The organism is Salipiger abyssi, assembly GCF_001975705.1.
GTDB lineage: Bacteria > Pseudomonadota > Alphaproteobacteria > Rhodobacterales > Rhodobacteraceae > Salipiger > Salipiger abyssi.
In genome coordinates this window covers 3680906-3699458 of record NZ_CP015093.1, presented here as the reverse complement: position 1 = coordinate 3699458, position 18553 = coordinate 3680906, and the positions used below count along the sequence as shown (strand labels likewise).

Annotated in this window: 18 protein-coding genes; 12 read left to right on the top strand and 6 right to left on the bottom strand. The window is 67.6% G+C overall.

Annotated features, from left to right (window positions below):
* Positions 1 to 44 precede the first annotated feature (44 nt).
* From Ga0080574_RS21575 to Ga0080574_RS21570, 3 genes are all read left to right on the top strand, one after another.
* A complete protein-coding gene (locus Ga0080574_RS21575) occupies positions 45 to 749 on the top strand; it encodes a cobalamin B12-binding domain-containing protein (protein ID WP_076704384.1) in 705 nt (234 codons plus the stop codon).
* A gap of 190 nt (positions 750 to 939) precedes the next feature.
* Positions 940 to 1113 (top strand): hypothetical protein, encoded by a 174-nt coding sequence (locus Ga0080574_RS26315; RefSeq protein WP_198039755.1) that lies wholly within the window; start codon positions 940 to 942, stop codon positions 1111 to 1113.
* On the top strand, positions 1097 to 1741 hold the full coding sequence (locus tag Ga0080574_RS21570) for a DUF1638 domain-containing protein (protein WP_076704381.1): 645 nt from the start codon (positions 1097 to 1099) through the stop codon (positions 1739 to 1741). Before Ga0080574_RS26315 ends, Ga0080574_RS21570 begins: the two co-directional genes overlap by 17 nt.
* 8 nt (positions 1742 to 1749) lie before the next feature.
* On the opposite strand, the gene Ga0080574_RS21565 is transcribed toward Ga0080574_RS21570, so the two are convergent.
* Positions 1750 to 3297: a divergent polysaccharide deacteylase family protein gene (locus Ga0080574_RS21565; RefSeq protein WP_076704378.1), complete on the bottom strand. Its 1548-nt coding sequence runs from the start codon at positions 3295 to 3297 to the stop codon at positions 1750 to 1752.
* A gap of 137 nt (positions 3298 to 3434) precedes the next feature.
* On the opposite strand from Ga0080574_RS21565, the gene Ga0080574_RS21560 reads away from it, so the two are divergent.
* The 7 genes from Ga0080574_RS21560 to lexA all read left to right on the top strand — a co-directional run bounded on the left by Ga0080574_RS21560 (position 3435) and on the right by lexA (position 8891).
* Positions 3435 to 4016 carry an anthranilate synthase component II gene (locus Ga0080574_RS21560; RefSeq protein ID WP_076706094.1) on the top strand — a complete coding sequence of 194 codons (582 nt, stop codon included), beginning with the start codon at positions 3435 to 3437 and terminating at the stop codon, positions 4014 to 4016.
* Positions 4013 to 5035, top strand: a complete 1023-nt coding sequence (gene trpD, locus Ga0080574_RS21555; RefSeq protein ID WP_076704375.1) for an anthranilate phosphoribosyltransferase — start codon at positions 4013 to 4015, stop codon at positions 5033 to 5035. The genes Ga0080574_RS21560 and trpD overlap by 4 nt, the downstream gene beginning before the upstream one ends.
* Positions 5032 to 5676, top strand: coding sequence for a uracil-DNA glycosylase (locus Ga0080574_RS21550; protein ID WP_076704372.1), 645 nt, complete (start codon positions 5032 to 5034; stop codon positions 5674 to 5676). The genes trpD and Ga0080574_RS21550 overlap by 4 nt, the downstream gene beginning before the upstream one ends.
* Positions 5673 to 6476: an indole-3-glycerol phosphate synthase TrpC gene (gene trpC / locus Ga0080574_RS21545; RefSeq protein WP_076704370.1), complete on the top strand. Its 804-nt coding sequence runs from the start codon at positions 5673 to 5675 to the stop codon at positions 6474 to 6476. The genes Ga0080574_RS21550 and trpC overlap by 4 nt, the downstream gene beginning before the upstream one ends.
* Positions 6473 to 6949, top strand: a complete 477-nt coding sequence (gene moaC / locus Ga0080574_RS21540; RefSeq protein ID WP_076704367.1) for a cyclic pyranopterin monophosphate synthase MoaC — start codon at positions 6473 to 6475, stop codon at positions 6947 to 6949. Before trpC ends, moaC begins: the two co-directional genes overlap by 4 nt.
* Positions 6946 to 8112 carry a molybdopterin molybdotransferase MoeA gene (locus tag Ga0080574_RS21535; protein WP_076704364.1) on the top strand — a complete coding sequence of 389 codons (1167 nt, stop codon included), beginning with the start codon at positions 6946 to 6948 and terminating at the stop codon, positions 8110 to 8112. Before moaC ends, Ga0080574_RS21535 begins: the two co-directional genes overlap by 4 nt.
* 83 nt (positions 8113 to 8195) lie before the next feature.
* Positions 8196 to 8891 (top strand): transcriptional repressor LexA, encoded by a 696-nt coding sequence (gene lexA / locus Ga0080574_RS21530; RefSeq protein ID WP_076704361.1) that lies wholly within the window; start codon positions 8196 to 8198, stop codon positions 8889 to 8891.
* Here lexA and Ga0080574_RS21525 read toward each other — a convergent pair.
* Positions 8848 to 10914, bottom strand: coding sequence for a ComEC/Rec2 family competence protein (locus Ga0080574_RS21525; RefSeq protein WP_156876425.1), 2067 nt, complete (start codon positions 10912 to 10914; stop codon positions 8848 to 8850). The genes lexA and Ga0080574_RS21525 overlap by 44 nt on opposite strands.
* A gap of 78 nt (positions 10915 to 10992) precedes the next feature.
* Here Ga0080574_RS21525 and gltX point away from each other — a divergent pair, with 78 nt between their 5' ends.
* Both gltX and gltA read left to right on the top strand, forming a co-directional pair.
* Positions 10993 to 12399 (top strand): glutamate--tRNA ligase, encoded by a 1407-nt coding sequence (gene gltX / locus Ga0080574_RS21520; RefSeq protein WP_076704358.1) that lies wholly within the window; start codon positions 10993 to 10995, stop codon positions 12397 to 12399.
* Positions 12400 to 12506: 107 nt separating this feature from the next.
* On the top strand, positions 12507 to 13805 hold the full coding sequence (gltA, locus tag Ga0080574_RS21515; RefSeq protein WP_076704355.1) for a citrate synthase: 1299 nt from the start codon (positions 12507 to 12509) through the stop codon (positions 13803 to 13805).
* A 63-nt stretch (positions 13806 to 13868) separates the two neighbouring features.
* Here the strand turns inward: gltA and Ga0080574_RS21510 are convergent, their stop codons facing one another.
* The 4 genes from Ga0080574_RS21510 to cysS form a co-directional block, all read right to left on the bottom strand.
* Positions 13869 to 14645 carry a squalene/phytoene synthase family protein gene (locus tag Ga0080574_RS21510; protein WP_076704352.1) on the bottom strand — a complete coding sequence of 259 codons (777 nt, stop codon included), beginning with the start codon at positions 14643 to 14645 and terminating at the stop codon, positions 13869 to 13871.
* A 38-nt stretch (positions 14646 to 14683) separates the two neighbouring features.
* A complete protein-coding gene (locus Ga0080574_RS21505) occupies positions 14684 to 15400 on the bottom strand; it encodes a class I SAM-dependent methyltransferase (protein WP_076704349.1) in 717 nt (238 codons plus the stop codon).
* Positions 15400 to 17022, bottom strand: coding sequence for a citramalate synthase (cimA, locus tag Ga0080574_RS21500; protein ID WP_076704346.1), 1623 nt, complete (start codon positions 17020 to 17022; stop codon positions 15400 to 15402). Before cimA ends, Ga0080574_RS21505 begins: the two co-directional genes overlap by 1 nt.
* 147 nt (positions 17023 to 17169) lie before the next feature.
* Positions 17170 to 18531 carry a cysteine--tRNA ligase gene (gene cysS, locus Ga0080574_RS21495; protein WP_076704343.1) on the bottom strand — a complete coding sequence of 454 codons (1362 nt, stop codon included), beginning with the start codon at positions 18529 to 18531 and terminating at the stop codon, positions 17170 to 17172.
* Between the last annotated feature and the right edge of the window lie 22 nt (positions 18532 to 18553).

The window sequence follows — 18553 nt, the reverse complement described above, 5'->3', positions numbered from 1 at the left end:
GATCATCCCCCGTGGCACGCCACGACAGCAGCAGGGAATCGCGCATGTCCGATCAGGAAGACGACATCATCCTCAGCGAACTGAACGACGAAGAGCTGGTCGAACAGATGTTCGACGATCTCTATGACGGCATGAAGGACGAGATCGAGGAGGCTGTGAACATCCTGCTCGAACGCGGCTGGGCCCCCTACCGCATCCTGACCGAGGCACTGGTCGGCGGCATGACCATCGTCGGCCACGATTTCCGCGACGGCATCCTCTTCGTGCCCGAGGTGCTTCTGGCCGCCAACGCGATGAAGGGCGGCATGGCGATCCTGAAACCGCTGCTGGCCGAAACCGGTGCGCCGACGATTGGCAAGATGGTGATCGGCACCGTCAAGGGCGACATCCACGATATCGGCAAGAACCTCGTCGCCATGATGATGGAGGGCGCCGGTTTCGAGGTGGTCGATCTCGGCATCAACAACCCGGTGGAGAATTATATCGAGGCGGCGGCGGCGGAAAAGCCCGACATCATCGGCATGTCGGCGCTGCTGACCACCACCATGCCCTATATGAAGGTGGTGATCGACGCGATGATCGAACAGGGCATCCGCGAGGATTACCTGGTGCTGGTGGGCGGCGCACCGCTCAACGAGGAGTTCGGCAAGGCCATCGGCGCCGACGCCTATTGTCGCGACGCCGCCGTGGCTGTGGAAACCGCCAAGGACCTGATCACGCGGCGCCACAACCAGCGCGCCGCCGGCTGAAACGCCAGGCCCCGGGCCGGCCGCCATGGCCGGCCTTTCGCGCAGTGCATACACGCTCCGGTTGCCTCCGAAATGAGCCCTTTTGCCCCGACGCCCGCGCAGAATCTCGGCAGAATTCACCGATCCGCAGGGAATTGGCTTTATTCTCAAGCCCCAAGCCCCTATCTTCTATGGGGCAAAGGAGTCGATAATGCCAGTGACACATCTCGTGACCCTGATCATCGCGGTTCTGGCGCTTGCCGGGCTGACCATCTGGGCGTTGCTCTCCTGGGGCGCCGGTACGGTGATCCCGATGCTTCTGGTTCTGGCGCTGGTGTTGCGCTGGGCCATGGCACCGGTCACTGCGGATGACGGGCACGCCTGACGATACGGGGCTGACGCATCGGGGCCTTGCCGCCTCTGGTGCGGGCCGTATCCTGCTGATTGCCTGCGGCGCCCTCGCCCGCGAGATTCTCGCGCTTCGCGACCGGCACGGCTGGGACCATCTCGATCTCACCTGCCTGCCCGCGATCCTGCACAACCATCCCGAAAAGATCACCGATGCGGTGCGCGACGCGGTCGAGGCGCATCGCGACGACTATGCGCGCATCTGCGTGGTCTATGCCGATTGCGGCACCGGCGGGCGCTTGCAGACGGCTTGCGACGCGCTGGGGGTCGAGATGGTGCCCGGCCCGCATTGCTATGCCTTCTACGAGGGGCTCGACCGTTTCGCGCAATATGACGAGCCGACGAGCTTCTATCTCACCGATTTCCTGGTGCGCCAGTTCGACGCCTTCGTCTGGAAGCCGCTCGGGCTCGACCGCCACCCGCAGCTGCGCGAGATGTATTTCGGCAATTACGAAACGCTGGTCTATCAGGCGCAGACCGACGATCCGGCGCTGACCGCGCTGGCAGAGGCGCATGCAACACGGCTGGGCCTGCGCTTCGAGCGCCGGTTTACCGGCTACGGCGATCTCGAAACCCGGATGGCACGCTGGGCCGGCGGGCACTAAGCCACGCCCTACTCCGCCGCGACGCTCTCTTGCAGCAACAGCGAGACCGGCACCAGCGCCACGCTGCTGGCGCGGTCCTGAAGCCCCCAGAGCAACAGTGCCGAAACCGTATCGGCGCGCAGCCGTCCCAGCATCACCACCGCGCCCTCCTGCCGCGCCTTGAAGGCGGCCTGGTCGAGAAAGCGGCGCATGACGCGCGGGTCTTGCCCCTCGCCGTCGAAATCGCGGAACACGGTCACCGCGGGCACGCCCTCGCGCTGCGCCAGCGCCTGGCCGGTGTTGAGCCCCTTGGGCAGCATCACCAGCCCGTGGCCCGACGCTTGCAGGAACTGCGCCGCCTGCTCCGAGACCGCACGCGAGGCTTGCAGCCCCTCTTCCGGATCCTCGAGCACGCCGATTGCTTCGGGTACAGCACCGAGCGCGCCTTCGAGCGACACCTCGACATCGGCGGCGCGCGCGCCCTCGGGCACGCCGGCCATGGTCAGCACCTCGAAGCCGCCGGCGCGATAGGCCACCGCCGTCGCCGCCACGTCGGGATGCGAGGGCGTCAGCGCGAAACTCACCGGAAACGGGAATTCGCCCACCGTATCGGGCCCGAGCGGGCCGCTGCCGTCGTCGATGAGCACAATCGCCATGCGCGGCCCGTCCGGCACAGCGCCGGGATCGGCGGCAAAGCGCTCCAGCGGCGGCAGGTCTCCGGACGCTGCGGCAGGCGCGTCGTCACCCTCTGCGGCCTCATCCGCGACGCTGGGCAGCCGTCCGGTCGGCACCGCGCCCTCGCGGCCGATCAGAGAGCCGGCGGGCGTACCGACCGAGGGGCGCGTTTCCGCGTCCTCTTCGGCATCATCGTCCGTGGCGATCTGCGACGGTTCGGACTCCGGCGCTTCTGGCTCGACCTCGGGCGAATCCACCTCTGCGGGTGTGTTTTCCGGATCATCGAGCGGTGCCGGCAGCGGCGGTTCGGCGCTGCTGGTTTCCATCTCCGGCGCCGCCTCCTGCGCCGGAGAGCCCGGCGGGGTGGCGTCGGCGCGCTGCGGGCTCTCGCTCATTCCGGCGCCGGCGACCGGCGCGGCATCGGCGGGCGTTTCCGGCGCGGCGGGTGTGTCGAGCTCGGTGGCTGCCTCTGGCGGCGTGTTGTCCGCCTCGGGCAGCGCCGGGGCAGGCTCGGCCTCCACCTCCGCCATGCCGGCGGGTGTGTCGGGCTTCAGAACGGTGTCGGTCTCTGCGGGCGCGACAGGGGCCGGCGCCGGCGCCGGATCGCTCAACGCAACCGAATCCTCGCTCTCCAGCTCGGGCGCGGCCTCCCCGGCCAGCATATCCTCGCCGCCGCTTTCCTCCGGCGCGGGCCCCGATACGGGCGTGTCCATCTCGGGCGCCGCCTCCGGCAGTCCGTCCCCGGCGGCAGCATTCTCTGTCCCGGGAAGCGGCGCCTCGGTCACCGGCGCGGCCGGCGCAATCTTGCGCTCCGGCGGCCCCATCGCCACCGACAGCGCCCCGGCCCCGACCGCCGAGACCACAACGCCCCAGATCGCGCCTGCCAGAAACCCTCGTGCCATCGCCTCTGCCCTTCTCTGCCAACTGCACAGCGGCCCGTTTTCCGGACCTTTGCCGCGGCGCATGCCCTTGACGCTGCACCGTATCCGGGCGCATGTATAGCCCCGAGATCGACCTGCCTTCCAGCCCCGAGAATACCATGCTCCTGCTCATCGACAACTATGACAGCTTTACCTACAACCTCGTGCACTATGTGGGCGAGCTGGGCGTCGATGTGCAGGTCTGGCGCAACGACGCGCTGGATGTGCAGCAGGCCATGGCGATGAAACCGGCGGGCATCCTGCTGAGCCCCGGGCCCTGCGATCCGGATCAGGCGGGAATCTGCCTGGCGCTGACCGAGGCCGCCGCCGAGACGCGCACGCCGCTCTTCGGGGTCTGTCTCGGCCATCAGGCCATCGGCCAGGCCTTTGGCGGCAAGGTCGTGCAGCATTCCGAGATCGTGCATGGCAAGATGGGCCGCGTACATCACGACGCCACCGGCGTGTTCTCCGGCCTGCCCTCGCCCTTCGACGCGACGCGCTATCACTCGCTGGTGGTCGACCGCGACAGCCTGCCCGAGACGCTGGAGGTCAATGCCTGGCTCGAGGACGGCACCATCATGGGGCTGCGCCACCGCGAGCTGCCGATCCACGGCGTGCAGTTCCACCCCGAGAGCATCGCCTCGGAGCATGGGCACGCGCTGATCCAGAACTTCCTGAATACGATGAAAGTCCCCGCATGAGCGACCGCCTGAAGCCGTTGATCGGCACCGCCGCCACCCGTCCGCTGACCGGCGAGGAGGCCGAGGCCGCCTTTGAAGTGCTGTTCGACGGCGAAGCGACCCCGGCGCAGATGGGCGGGCTGCTGATGGCCCTGCGCACGCGCGGCGAAACGGTGGACGAATACGCCGCCGCCGCCGGCGTGATGCGCGCCAAGTGCAACCCGGTCGCCGCCCCCGCCGACGCCATGGACATCGTCGGCACCGGTGGCGACGGCAAGGGCACGCTGAACATCTCCACCGCCACGGCCTTTGTGGTGGCCGGCGCCGGCGTCACCGTCGCCAAGCACGGCAACCGCAACCTGTCGTCGAAATCCGGCGCCGCGGATGCGCTCGGGCAGATGGGCATCGAGGTGATGCTGCCCGCCAGCGCCATCGCGCCGATTCTCGACAAGGTCGGCATCTGCTTCATGATGGCGCCGATGCATCACCCGGCGATGAAACATGTGGCGCCGGTGCGCATGGAGCTCGGCACGCGCACGATCTTCAACATTCTCGGGCCGCTGACCAACCCGGCGGGTGTTAAACGCCAGCTTACGGGCGCGTTTTCCCGCGACCTGCTGCGGCCCATGGCCGAAACGCTGGGCCGGCTCGGCTCCGAACGCGCCTGGCTGGTGCATGGCTCCGACGGCACCGACGAGCTGGCGATTTCCGGCATGAGCTGGGTCTCGTCGCTGGAAGAGGACGGCTCCGTGCGCGAGGTCGAGCTGCATCCCGAGGATGCCGGCCTGCCCGAACACCCGTTCGAGGAGATCGTCGGCGGCACGCCGGCCGAGAACGCCGAGGCCTTTCGCGCCCTGCTCGATGGCGCCAAGACCGCCTATCGCGACGCGGTGCTGCTCAACGCCGCCGCCGCGCTGGTGGTGGCGGGCAAGGCCGCCGATCTGCGCGAAGGCGTCGCCATGGCCACCCAGAGCATCGACAGCGGCGCCGCAAAGGCCAAGGTCACGGCGCTCGCCGAGGCCACGCAACAGGCGGCATGACCCCGCCGCCGGCCTGGGCGCATCTGCCCTTCTTTACGCAGGATCTGCCGCGTATCGAGGCCGCGCTGGCTGAGGACGGGCGCCAGATCCTGCCGCCCGCGCCGCAGATCTTTGCCGCGCTCGACGCCTGCGCGCCTGAGGCGGTGCGCGTGGTGATCCTCGGTCAGGATCCCTACCCGACCCCCGGCCACGCCCATGGGCTGGCCTTTTCCGTCGCGCCCGATGTGCGCCCGCTGCCGCGCTCGCTGAGCAATATCTACAAGGAGTTGCAGGAGGAGTTCGGCGCCTGCCCGCCGAATGGCGATCTACGCTTCTGGGCGGCGCAGGGCGTGCTGCTGCTCAACACCGCGCTCACCGTGCCCGCCGGCAGCGCCGGTGCGCATGCCAGGCTCGGCTGGTCGAAACTCACCGCGCAAGTGATTGAAAGCCTTTCCGAACATCCCCGCGCCTTCATCCTCTGGGGCAACCATGCGCAGGGCTTTGCCAAACATATCCACGGGCCCGATCACCTGATCCTGCGCTCGGCTCATCCCTCGCCGCTTTCCGCACGGCGCGGCTTTTTCGGATCGCGCCCCTTTTCCCGCGTCAACGAGTGGCTTATTGCAAGGGGCGACACGCCGATAAACTGGACGACGCCATGACCCAGACGATCCTCGACAAGATCAAGGCCTACAAGCTGGAAGAGATCGCCGCCGACAAAGCCGCAAAACCGCTGGCGGAGGTCGAGGCCGAGGCGCGCGCCGCCACGCCGGTGCGCCCCTTCGCCAAGGCGTTACGCGAGGCATCGGCCAGCGGCTACGGGCTGATCGCCGAGGTCAAGAAAGCCTCGCCCTCCAAGGGATTGATTCGAGAAGATTTTCATCCCGCGACGCTGGCCCGCGCCTATGAGCTGGGCGGTGCCACCTGCCTCTCGGTCCTGACCGATACCCCCTCCTTTCAAGGCGCCAAATCCTTCCTGACCGAGGCCCGCGCGGCCACGGCGCTGCCGGCGCTGCGCAAGGATTTCATGTACGACACCTATCAGGTGGCCGAGGCCCGCGCGCTCGGGGCAGACTGTATCCTGATCATCATGGCCAGCGTCTCCGACGCGCAGGCGGCGGAACTCGAAGACGCCGCGTTCGGCTGGGGCATGGACGCGCTGATCGAGGTGCATGACGCCGCCGAGCTGGACCGTGCGCTCGATCTGAAGTCTCCTCTCATCGGGATAAACAACCGCAATCTCAAAACCTTCAAGACCACTCTTGAGACGACGCGCGAGCTGTCCAAAGCCGTGCCGGGCGCGCGTCTGCTGATCTCCGAAAGCGGGCTCAACACGCCCGCAGATCTTGCCGATATGGCCGCTTGCGGCGCCCGCACCTTCCTCATCGGCGAGAGCCTGATGCGGCAGGCCGATGTGGAGACCGCCACCCGCGCGCTGCTCAGGGATCCGGTGGCGGCATGAGCGGGCTCAGCCATTTCGACGCCAAGGGCGACGCGCATATGGTCGATGTCTCCGACAAAGCCGTGACCGCGCGCATCGCCACCGCCGAGGGATGGGTAAAGATGGCGCCGGAGACCTTTGAAATCATTACCGAAGGCCGCGCAAAGAAGGGTGATGTCGTCAGCGTCGCACGGCTCGCCGGCATCATGGGCGCCAAGAAGACGCCCGAGCTGATCCCGCTCTGCCACCCGCTGCCGGTCACCAAGGTTTCGGTCGAGCTGACCCCCGACGCCGCGCTGCCCGGGCTGCGCATCGAGGCGACGGTCAAGACCACCGGCCAGACCGGTGTCGAGATGGAGGCGCTGACGGCGGTCTCGACCGCGGCGCTGACGGTCTATGACATGGCCAAGGCGGTGGATAAGGCGATGGAGATCGGCGGCATCCGCGTGATCCTGAAAGACGGTGGAAAATCAGGCCGGTACGAGGCGACATGATCTCTGTCTCCGAAGCGCTCGACCGGCTTTTCGCTCTGGTGACACCGCTGGAGGCCGAAGAGGTGCCGCTCCAGCAGGCCGCCGGGCGCGTGCTTGCCCGCCCCGTCACCGCGCAGCGCGACCAGCCGCCTTTCGCCGCCTCCGCCATGGATGGTTATGGCGTGACCGAAGCCGCGCCGGGCATGCGCCTGCGCGTCATCGGCGAGGCCGCCGCCGGGGAACGCTTCACCGGCTCGGTCGGGCCTGGCGAGGCTGTGCGTATCTTCACCGGTGCGCCGGTACCGGACGGTGTGAAAACCGTTGTCATTCAGGAGGATGTCGATCGCAACGGCGACGAAATCCTGATCACCGACCGGCTCGGCAATGGCGACAATATCCGCCCTTACGGCAATGATTTTCGCGCCGGCGAGACCGTCTCCGCCCCGCGCCGCCTCACGCCTCAGGATATCGCTCTGCTGGCCGCGATGAACATCGCGCAGGTTCCCGTCGCGCGGCGCCCGAAAGTGGCGCTGATCTCCACCGGCGACGAGCTGGTGATGCCGGGAGAGACGCCCGGTCCCGACCAGATCATCGCCTCGAACACCTTCGGCCTCTATGCGCTGTTGCAGGAGCTGGGCGCCGAGCCGCGTCTCCTGCCCATCGCGCGCGACAGCGAAGCCTCGTTGCAGACGGTGCTGGGGCTGGCCGATGACGCGGACCTGGTGATCACCATCGGCGGCGCCTCGGTGGGCGACCGCGATCTGGTTGCCAAGGTGGCAGGCGATCTCGGGCTGGAGCGCGCTTTTCACAAGGTCGCCATGCGCCCGGGCAAGCCGCTTATGTCGGGCCGCCTGGGCGATGCGATGATGCTTGGTCTTCCGGGAAATCCCGTATCGGCAATGGTTTGCGGGCATATCTTCATGGCGCCTGTGATCCGCGCCATGCTCGGGCTGGGCAGCGAACCCGCGCCGCGCGAGAGCCTGCCGCTGGCCCGCGCCATCCCCGCCAACGGCCCGCGCGAGCATTACATGCGCGCCCGGCTCGGCACTGCCGGCGTCAGCGTTTTCGAGCGCCAGGACAGCTCGCTCCTGAGCGTGCTCGGCGCCGCCGATGCGCTGGTTGTCCGCCCGCCGAACGATCCGGCCCGGGCCGCCGGCGAGCTGGTGGAGATCGTGCGCATCTGATCCGGAGGTCCCCTCAGCATGTTGACACAAAAAGAGAACATGCGTAGAACAAAAGGGAGGTAAACCGGCGGGGAGCGGCGCGCATGCTGACCAGGAAACAGCTTGATCTACTCGATTTCATCAACAAGCGGATGCAGCGCGACGGCGTGCCGCCGAGCTTTGACGAGATGAAGGAGGCGCTGGATCTGCGCTCCAAATCCGGCATTCACCGGCTTATCACCGCGCTGGAGGAGCGCGGCTTCATCCGCCGTCTGGCACACAGGGCGCGCGCCATCGAAATCGTGAAGCTGCCGGAAAGCCTCGGCGGCAAGCGCTCGGGATTCGCGCCTCAGGTGATCGACGGGGACCGGCCCGACAGCCGCCCCGGCAATGCGCAGCCGGTCTCGACCATCGAGGCGCTGGAACTGCCGCTGCTGGGCCGCATCGCTGCCGGCGAACCGATCCAGTCCATCGCCGACAACCCGCCCAACATCGCCGTGCCCGGCGCCATGCTCTCCAGCAATGCCCGCCACTATGCGCTTGAAGTCAAAGGCGATTCCATGATCGAGGCCGGGATCAACGATGGCGATGTGGTGATCATCCGCGAAGCCGCCTCTGCCGAGGCCGGCGATATCGTGGTGGCGCAGGTCGAGGGCTATGAGGCGACGCTGAAGCGCTTTCGCCGCAAGGGCGAGATGATCGTGCTTGAGGCCGCCAACCCGGCCTATGAATCGCGTGTGCTGCCCGTGGGGGCCGTCAAGGTTCAGGGCAAGCTCGTCGGGCTGATCCGCACCTACTGAGTGCCGTGCCAGAGCCGCCGCCCTGCGGCGGTGACCACGCGCGGCCCTCGGGCTCCAGCCAGATCGCCACGGCGCCGGTGCCGCGCAGGCGTTTCGGGTCGTAGACATCGCAGCCGGGCATCGCCGGCAGATCGACGCTGGAGACCACCAGCTCCGGCCCGTCGCAGCCGGCAAAGCCGCCCGCCGCGCGTTTGCCCTGAAGATGGGTCAGGCGCAACCCCGCCAGCGAGATCCGCGCCGTGCGGTTCTCGCGCCCGCCGGGCCAGAGCGCCGCGGCCTGTTCCTGCCCGCCCGCCTGCCCGTCATTCTCCAGCCAGACCCCGGCGAGAAAGCCCGACCCGCTTTCACGCGAGAGTGCCCGGCCACGCTCCGTCATCGCGCCCACCAGCGTGCCGGTATCGGCGATCAGGATGTCGGGCCGCACGGCGAGGCTCCAGAGCGCCGCCGCCAGCACCATGGGGGCCAGTCCGGCCGAGCGGCCGCGCCCCTGCCAGAGGCAGAGCGTGAGCCCGCCGAGCGCCAGCAGCGGCAACACCAAGGGCCCCGGCGCGACGATATGGCCGAGCGATTCCTCCCATCCCGAGACGGTGCGCGCCACCGCGAGGATCCAGTCGAGCCCGGGGCGCATCACCGCCAGCGCCAGCCCGTCGAGCCCAAGCGGCATGAGCAGCGCCGCTACCACCGCCATCGGGACGACCAGCAGACCCATCAGCGGCACCGCCGCAAGGTTTGCCGCCAGCCCGTAATGCGACAGCAGGTTGAAATGCGCCATGGCGACGGGCGCGGTGGCGAGTGAGGCGGTGACCGAGGACACCACCAGCGCCATGACGGGCCGTGCCCAGCCCGGCGCCCGGCGCTCGATTGTGAGCCGGCGCAGCAGGCCGAAGACGCTCACCAGCGCGACGGTGGCGGCAAAGGACATCTGGAAGCCCGGGCCGAGCAGCGCCTCGGGGCGCAGCAGCAGCACGATCAGCGCCGCCAGCGCTACGGCGCGCAGAGACAGCGCCCGGCGGTCGAAGATCACCGCCATCAGCATCACCGCCACCATGACAAAGGCGCGCTCTGTCGCGACATTTCCGCCCGAGAGCGCCAGATAGCCGGCAGCGGCGACAAGTGCGACGCCGGCGGCGAGCTTTTTTCCCGGCCAGAAATGCCGGCTCACCGGGTGCAGCAGCAGGCCCAGCCGCGTGGCGGAAAAGACGAAGCCCGCGAGCAGCCCCATATGCAGGCCGGAGATCGCCAGAAGATGCGCCAGGTTGCTGTGGCGCAGCGCGTCCAGCGCCTCCTGCCCGATGCCGGAGCGGTCGCCGGTCATGATCGCGGCGGCAAAGGCACCGGCCTCGCCCGGCAGTTTCGCCTGCACCCGCGCCGAGAGCCACATGCGGGCGCGCAGCACATGCTGACCGCCCTGCGCGGGGTCCAGCAGCAGCAGCGGCGTGCGGGTGTAGCCGACCGCGCCCAGGCGCAGAAACCAGGCGTGGCGGCGGAAATCGAAGCCGCCGGGCTCCACTGCGCCGCCGGGCGGCGAGAGATGGCCGGTCAGGATCACCGTCTCGCCCGGAAACGGCCTGTGAAAGCCCTGTGTGCCATGAAGCGAGACGCGCACGCGCGTCGGCGTGTCGCCGGGCGCCATGCGCTCCAGCACCACTCGGTCGAGCGTGAGGCGCAGCGCGTCCGAGGCGGAGCGGTCGATGGCGGTGATGCGCCCCTCGATCGGGCCGTAATAGCGAAAGCCGAGCTGCGGCCCGGCCAGCAGATGGGCGCGGGCGCCGGCCAGCGCCAGCCCCAGCGCGATCAGCCCTGCGGCGACGGCCAGGGGCGCGTGCCCCACCCCCAGCCGCCGCGACAGCGCCAGCAGGGCCGCCCCGACCCCGCCCGCCAGCACCAGACCCCAGACCGGCGGCTCTGCGGGCAGCGCAAAGTACAGGCCGATCCCGCCACCAAGCGCCACCGGCGCCCAGGAAAACAGATGCCCGCGCTGCCGGATAAGCCCTGCCGCGAGCCATGCTGCGATCTGCCGCATACTTGCCCCTGCCCCGTCCGCTGGTTAAGGAACGCCGCAAACGCTACCCCCTCCATGGTTACCGAGAGGTTAATCCGCATGTCCGTCGTCACCCGTTTCGCGCCGTCGCCCACCGGCTTTCTGCATATTGGCGGCGCGCGCACGGCGCTGTTCAACTGGCTCTACGCCCGTGGCCGCGGCGGGAAATTCCTGCTGCGCATCGAAGACACCGACCGCGCGCGCTCGACCCCCGAGGCGACCGCGGCGATTCTGCAAGGGCTCGACTGGCTCGGGCTCGACCATGACGGCGATGTGGTCAGCCAGTTCGAAGGCGCCGCCCGCCATGCCGAGGTGGCCCAGGAGCTGCTGGCCAAGGGTGCGGCCTATAAGTGTTTCTCCACCCAGGAGGAGATTTCGGCATTTCGCGAAAAAGCGAAGGAAGAGGGCCGCTCGACCCTGTTCCAGAGCCCCTGGCGCGATGCCGATCCCGCGACCCACCCCGATGCGCCCTATGTGATCCGGCTGAAGACGCCGCAGGAGGGCGAGACGGTGATCGAGGATCAGGTGCAGGGCCGCGTGGTGATCCGCAACGATCAGCTCGACGACATGATCCTGTTACGTTCCGATGGCACCCCGGTCTATATGCTGGCGGTCGTCGTCGACGACCACGACATGGGCGTGACCCATGTGATCCGGGGGGACGATCACCTGAACAACGCGGCACGGCAGATGGGCATCTACAGCGCCATGGGCTGGGACGTGCCGGTCTGGGCGCATATCCCGCTGATCCACGGGCCGGACGGCAAGAAGCTGTCGAAACGCCACGGCGCGCTCGGTGTCGACGAATATCAGAAGATGGGCTACCCGGCAGCGGGCATGCGCAATTACCTCGCCCGGCTCGGCTGGAGCCATGGCGATGACGAATTCTTTACCGACGCACAGGCGACCGAATGGTTCGATCTGGGGGGAATCGGCAAGTCTCCGGCGCGGTTCGATTTCAAGAAGCTGGAGAATCTCTGCGGCCAGCATATCGCCGCCTCGGACGATGCTGCGCTGCTGCAAGAAATCGACGCCTATCTCTCGGTGACCGGTGAAACGCCTCTGACCGAAGGTCAGCGCGACGGTATGGCGCGCGGCATGTACTGTCTGAAAGAGCGCGCCAAGACTTTCCCGGAACTGCTTGAAAAAGCGCATTTTATCCTGACGGATACGCCGGTTGAGCCGGATGAGAAGGCGCGGAAGGCGCTGGATCCTGTATCCCGTGGTATACTGGTTGCGTTGACGCCGCATCTGCAAAATGCTAGCTGGTCGCGGGAAGAGCTCGAAGCTGCCACGGCCGCATTCGCAGAGGATCAGGGGACCAAATTCGGCAAGCTTGCCGGCCCCCTGCGCGCTGCGCTTGCGGGGCGCGCGGTGACTCCGAGCGTTTTCGACATGATGCTTGTGCTCGGGAAGGATGAATCGCTTCGCCGGATTGAGCACGCAGCGACCTCTGAGACGGGGTAAAGGCCTGAAAGAGCGTTTCCTGAAACGGCTCGTTAGGCCATGTGAGAAAGAAATAGACCGCCGCGGCGCACCCTGCGCCCAGGCCTTTTCGAAAGGAACGCAGAAGCATGGCTGACACTCCGACGAAATCCGCAACGCTGACAATCGACGACAAGAGCGTCGAGCTGCCGGTTTACTCGCCGACCGCCGGCCCGGACGTGGTCGACATCCGCAAGCTCTATGCCCAGGCGGGCGTCTTCACCTACGATCCCGGCTTCACCTCGACCGCAAGCTGCGACAGCACCATCACCTTCATCGACGGTGACAAGGGCGAGCTGCTGCACCGGGGCTATCCGATCGACCAGCTGGCGGAAAAGTCGCACTACCTGGAAGTCTGCTACCTGCTGCTTTACGGCGAGCTTCCCTCGGCGGCGGAACTCGAGAAATTCGAGAACACCATCACCCGCCACACCATGATCCATGAGCAGATGCACAACTTCTTCCGCGGCTTCCGCCGCGATGCGCATCCGATGGCAACCATGGTGGGTGTGGTCGGCGCCATGTCGGCCTTCTATCACGACAGCACCGATATCAGCGACCCGCGCCAGCGCGAGATCGCCAGCCACCGTCTGATCGCCAAGATGCCGACCATCGCGGCGATGGCCTATAAGTACTCCATCGGCCAACCCTTCGTGTATCCGCGCAACGATCTCGATTACGCGGCGAACTTCCTGCACATGTGCTTCTCGGTGCCGGCGGAGCGTTACGACGTCGACCCGATCCTGAGCCGCGCCATGGACCGGATCTTTACCCTGCACGCCGATCACGAGCAGAACGCCTCGACCTCGACGGTGCGTCTGGCCTCGTCCTCGGGCGCCAACCCCTTCGCCTGTATCGCCGCCGGCATCGCCTGCCTCTGGGGTCCCGCCCATGGTGGCGCCAACCAGGCCTGCCTGGAGATGCTGAAAGAGATCGGCTCGCCGGACAAGATCCCGGAATACATCGCCCGCGCCAAGGACAAGAACGACCCGTTCCGCCTGATGGGCTTCGGCCACCGCGTCTACAAGAACTTCGATCCGCGCGCGACGGTGATGAAGCAATCCGCCGACGAGGTGCTCGACCTGATGGGGATCGAGAACAACCCGATCCTCGCCACCGCGAAGGAGCTCGAACAGCAGGCGCTGGCCGATCCCTATTTCGCCGAGAAGAAACTGTTCCCGAATGTCGATTTCTATTCGGGCATCATTCTCGAGGCGATGGGCTTCCCGACCTCGATGTTCACGCCGATCTTTGCGCTGTCGCGCACCGTCGGCTGGGTGTCGCAGTGGAAAGAGCAGCTCGCCGATCCGCAGCACAAGATCGGCCGTCCGCGCCAGCTCTATCTCGGCAACACCATCCGCGAATACGTGGATATCGAGAACCGCTGAGCGCCGCTCACGGCACAGACAAAAGGCCGCCTCCCGGGGCGGCCTTTTTCGTGGGACGGTGTCTTAGATCCCGCCGGTCGCCGCCAGCCGCAGAAGCCGGGCGCGGCGGCGGAATTCCGAGAGCTGAAGCGTGCCTTCGGCCACCCTGCCCGGCGCCTGCGCCGCCTGCCGCAGCAGCGGCCCGGCCTGCCAGCCCGCCAGCAGCGCCGCCCGCGCCGGGCGCGCCACGTCCCTCAGCCCTTTGCGCGCCCGCGCCAGCCGTGCCAGCCCTTCCTGCGCCAGCGCCGCCACCGCCTCCGGGCGGCCATCGACCAGCGGCACGCGCCCGTTGGCTTCGAGCTCCGGCACCGCGCGCAGGAACTGCGCCAGCCCCGCCGCATAGCCCGCATCCCGCGCCACCGCCTCCGGCATGCCGCCAAGCGCGCGACCGGCGGCAAGCAACAGATGGCCGGAGGTCTCTTCGAGATAGCGGGTGAAATGCGCCGCATCCTCGAACGGATCGCGGTAGATGTCCCAGCGCCGGGCGCCGACCAGCCGGTCGAGCAGCGCCGCGCTTTCCGCATCGAGCACCCGGGAAAGCGGCGTCACCACCTCGTGCCGCCGCACCTTGCCGCCGCCCCGGATCTCCTCCAGCGCGTCGCGCCACCATTGCAGCCGCATCTCGGCGATGGTGCTTTCCTGCGTGACCCAGGGCGCGCGGGCGACCTCGAGATTGAAGGCATAGAGCGGGAACAGCACCGCGCGCGCCGGCACCGGCGCCGCCATGGCGGCGGCGAAGCGGTCGGGGTCGCCGCGCTCCACTAGGCTGGCGCAGGCGGTCAGATCGTCATCGAATTCCATGCGCTGCACCTAAGCCGCTTGCGCTGCAAAGGAAAGGGTCAGCGGGGCCGCGCCAGCACCAGAAGATAGGCGATGCGCTCGGGTGCCTGCCGCCAGAGCGCGATTTCCCGTTCCGCGCCGTCCAGCACCTCTGCCATCGCCGCGCTTGCGCCCGGGCGCAGCGCCGCGATCTGCACAGAAAGGCTGTCGTAATAGGCGGCCCAGGGCGCGCCGATGAGCAGCTTGCTGTCGATCACCTCGAAGCCCGCGTCGGAGACCTGGTCCAGAACGCCCTCGCAGGTGATGATTTCCGGCTCCGGCGCCCAGAAATCGCGCACCGCCTGCGGCTCGTCCTCGCTGAGCAGAACGCCTTGCGAAAACGCCACAGCCCCGCCCGGCGCCAGCGCCTCGCGCCAGGCGCGCAGCCCCTCGGTCACACCGAGGAAATAGATCGCGCCGGCAGACCAGATCAGATCGTAAGGCCCCTCCAGCGCGCCCATATCGCCCAGACGCACGGTGGCGTTGGGCAGATCCGCCAGCCGGGGCTGCGCCGCCGCGACAAAGGCCGGCACCGCCTCCACCCCCTCGATCCGCGCCCGGGGCAGCGCGCGGGCCAGCGTCTCGCAATCGGCGCCGGTGCCGCAGCCCGCATCGCAGACCGCGAGCGGACCCGAGAGCCCGAGCCGCTCCAGCGCCCAGATCGCATCGCCGGAGAGGCCCGGCCCCTGCCGGTCGAGCCGGCTGTACAGCGTCAGGAACTCCGCCGGCAGATCCATCACGCGGTCTCTCCGCAATCGCGGATCAGCTTCCAGCGCACCGCGTCGAGCAGCGCCTCGAAAGACGCATCCACTATGTTCGCGCTCACCCCCACGGTCTGCCAGCGCCGGCCCGCGCCGTCCTGGCTGTCGATGATCACGCGGGTGACCGCCTCGGTGCCGCCCTGGGTGATGCGCACCTTGAAATCCACCAGCCGCATGTCGTCGATCACCGCCTGATAGGGGCCGAGATCCTTGGCCAGCGCCTTGGAGAGCGCGTTGACCGGCCCCCGGTCGTGCCCGTCGGTGTCGAGACTGTCGGAGACCGAGAGCTTCTTCACCCCGTCGACCTTCACCACGACCACGGCCTCGGAGAGCGAGACCATCTTGTCGTACTTGTTCTTGCGCCGCTCGATGGTGACCCGGTAGCGCTTGACCTCGAAGAAGTCCGGCAGCCGCCCCAGCGCCTCGCGCGCGAGGATCTCGAAACTCGCCTGCGCGGTGTCGTAGGTATAGCCCTCGGCCTCGCGCGCCTTGATGGTTTCGAGGATGCGGGCCAGCGCCGGATCGCCCTTTTCGACCTCGAGCCCCGCCTCGGCGAGCCGGCGGCGCAGGTTCGACTGGCCGGCCTGGTTCGACATCGGGATGACGCGGCGATTGCCCACCGCGCCCGGGTCGATATGCTCGTAGGTCGTCGGATCCTTGAGGATGGCGCTGGCATGCAGCCCCGCCTTGTGGGCAAAGGCGGAGGAGCCGACATAGGGCGCCTGCCGCATCGGCACGCGGTTCAGCACCTCGTCGAGCATGCGCGAGGTCTGGGTCAGCCCCTCCAGCGCCGCATGCGCGATGCCGGTCTCATAGGCGCTGGCATAGGGCTCCTTGAGCAGCAGCGTGGGGATCAGCGAGGTGAGATTGGCATTGCCGCAGCGCTCGCCCAGCCCGTTCAGCGTACCCTGCACCTGCCGCACGCCGGCATCCACCGCCGCGAGCGACCCCGCAACCGCGTTCTCGGTGTCGTTATGGGTGTGGATGCCCAGCCGCGCACCGGGGATGCCGCCGGCGATCACCTCTTTCACGATGTCATGGATCTCATGCGGCAACGTGCCACCATTGGTGTCGCAAAGCACGATCCAGCGCGCACCGGCCTCAAGGGCGGCTTTCAGGCAGTCCAGCGCATAAGACGCGTTGGCCTTCCAGCCGTCGAAAAAATGCTCCGCATCGAACAGCGCCTCGCGGCCCTGCGCCACGATATGAGCAAGCGAGGCGCGGATATTCTCGATATTCTCTTCAAGCGTGATCCCCAGCGCCGCGGTGACGTGGTAATCATGGGTCTTGCCCACCAGACAGACCGCCGGAGTCCCGGCATTCAGCACGGCGGCCAGCACGTCGTCATTTTCTGCCGAGCGCCCGGCCCGCTTGGTCATGCCAAAGGCGGTCATGGTGGCGCGCGTCGCCTCCACCGTGTCGAAAAACGCGCTGTCGGTGGGGTTGGCGCCGGGCCAGCCGCCCTCGATGTAATCGACCCCGAGCGCATCAAGCGCCTCGGCGATCCGCAGCTTCTCCCCGGTGGAGAACTGCACGCCCTGGGTCTGCTGCCCGTCGCGCAGGGTGGTGTCGTAGAGATAGAGGCGCTCCTTAGCCATGACGCCCCCTCCTTTCATCTTTCCGCAAATACTCCCCGCTGGCCAGGCCACCAGGCGCAGCAGCGGTAGCTGGCGTCACCAGCACCAACATCGCAGCAAATTCCTTGAGAGGAATTTGCAACTCTTTTCGAAAAGAGTTGCCCGGCCTCACGACAGGCCCTCCAGCTTCGCCGCGTCAAACCCGGCACCGGGCAGCAGCTCCACCCCGGCTTTCGACATACGCACCTCGACGCCCGCTTCGATCAGCGCCGTCTTCATCCGATCCACCTCGGAGAAATCCTTGCTCTGCATCGCCTGCGCACGCAGCTCCGCCAGCCGCGCCGCCAGCTCCGAGAGATCCACCGAGGCCTCGGCCCAGGCGCCCAGCTCCGGCGTCAGCAGCCCCAGAAGACCCGCCCCGGCCTTCAGGGCCGGGGCCTCACCGGCACCCGCCAGCCGGTGCAGCTCGGCAATCGCGCCGGCGGTGTTGAGATCGTCGGCCAGCGCCGCCAGCACCGCCTCGGGCACCGGCCCAGCCTCGACACCGTCCACCAGCCCGCGCCATTTGCGCAGCACCGCCTCTGCCTGCGCCGCCTTTTCCGCCGTCCAGTCCATCGGCCGGCGATAATGGGTCGAGAGCATCACGAAACGGATCACCTCACCCGGCACGCCCTGTTCCAGCAGATCGTGCACGGTGAAGAAATTGCCCAGGGATTTGGACATCTTCTTGCCCTCGACCTGCAACATCTCATTGTGCAGCCAGACCCTGGCAAAGCCGCCCTCGGGATGGGCGCAGCAGCTCTGGGCGATCTCGTTCTCGTGATGCGGGAACATCAGATCGTTGCCGCCGCCATGAATGTCGAAACTCGCCCCCAGCAGCTCGTAGCTCATCGCCGAGCACTCGATATGCCAGCCCGGACGCCCGCGGCCCCAGGGGCTGTCCCAGCCCGGCAGCTCCGGCGAAGACGGTTTCCACAGCACGAAATCCATCGGGTTGCGCTTGTAGGGCGCCACCTCGACCCTTGCGCCGGCGATCATATCGTCGACCGAACGGCCCGACAGCGCGCCGTATTGCGTGTAGCTCTCCACCGCAAAGAGCACATGGCCCTCGGCCTCATAGGCATGGCCGCGCTCGATCAGATCCGAGATCATCGCGATCATCTGAGAGATATATTCGGTGGCGCGCGGCATATGGGTGGGCTGCATCACCCCCACGGCGGCCATATCGTCGAGATACCATTGCGTGGTCTCGGCGGTGATCTCGCCGATGCTGCGCCCCGAGGCCTCGGCCCGCGCGTTGATCTTGTCGTCCACATCGGTGAAGTTGCGCACATAGGTGACGTGATCGGGCCCGTAGACCTGCCGCATCAGCCGGAACAGCACGTCGAAGACGATGGCGGGCCGGGCATTGCCCAGATGCGCCCGGTCATAGACTGTGGGGCCGCAGACATAGATCCGCACGTTCTCCGCATCGATGGGCTCGAAGCGCTCCTTCTTGCGGGTGCGGGAATTGGTCAGCCAGATGTCCATAGCGCGCTCCTTGGCACAGGGT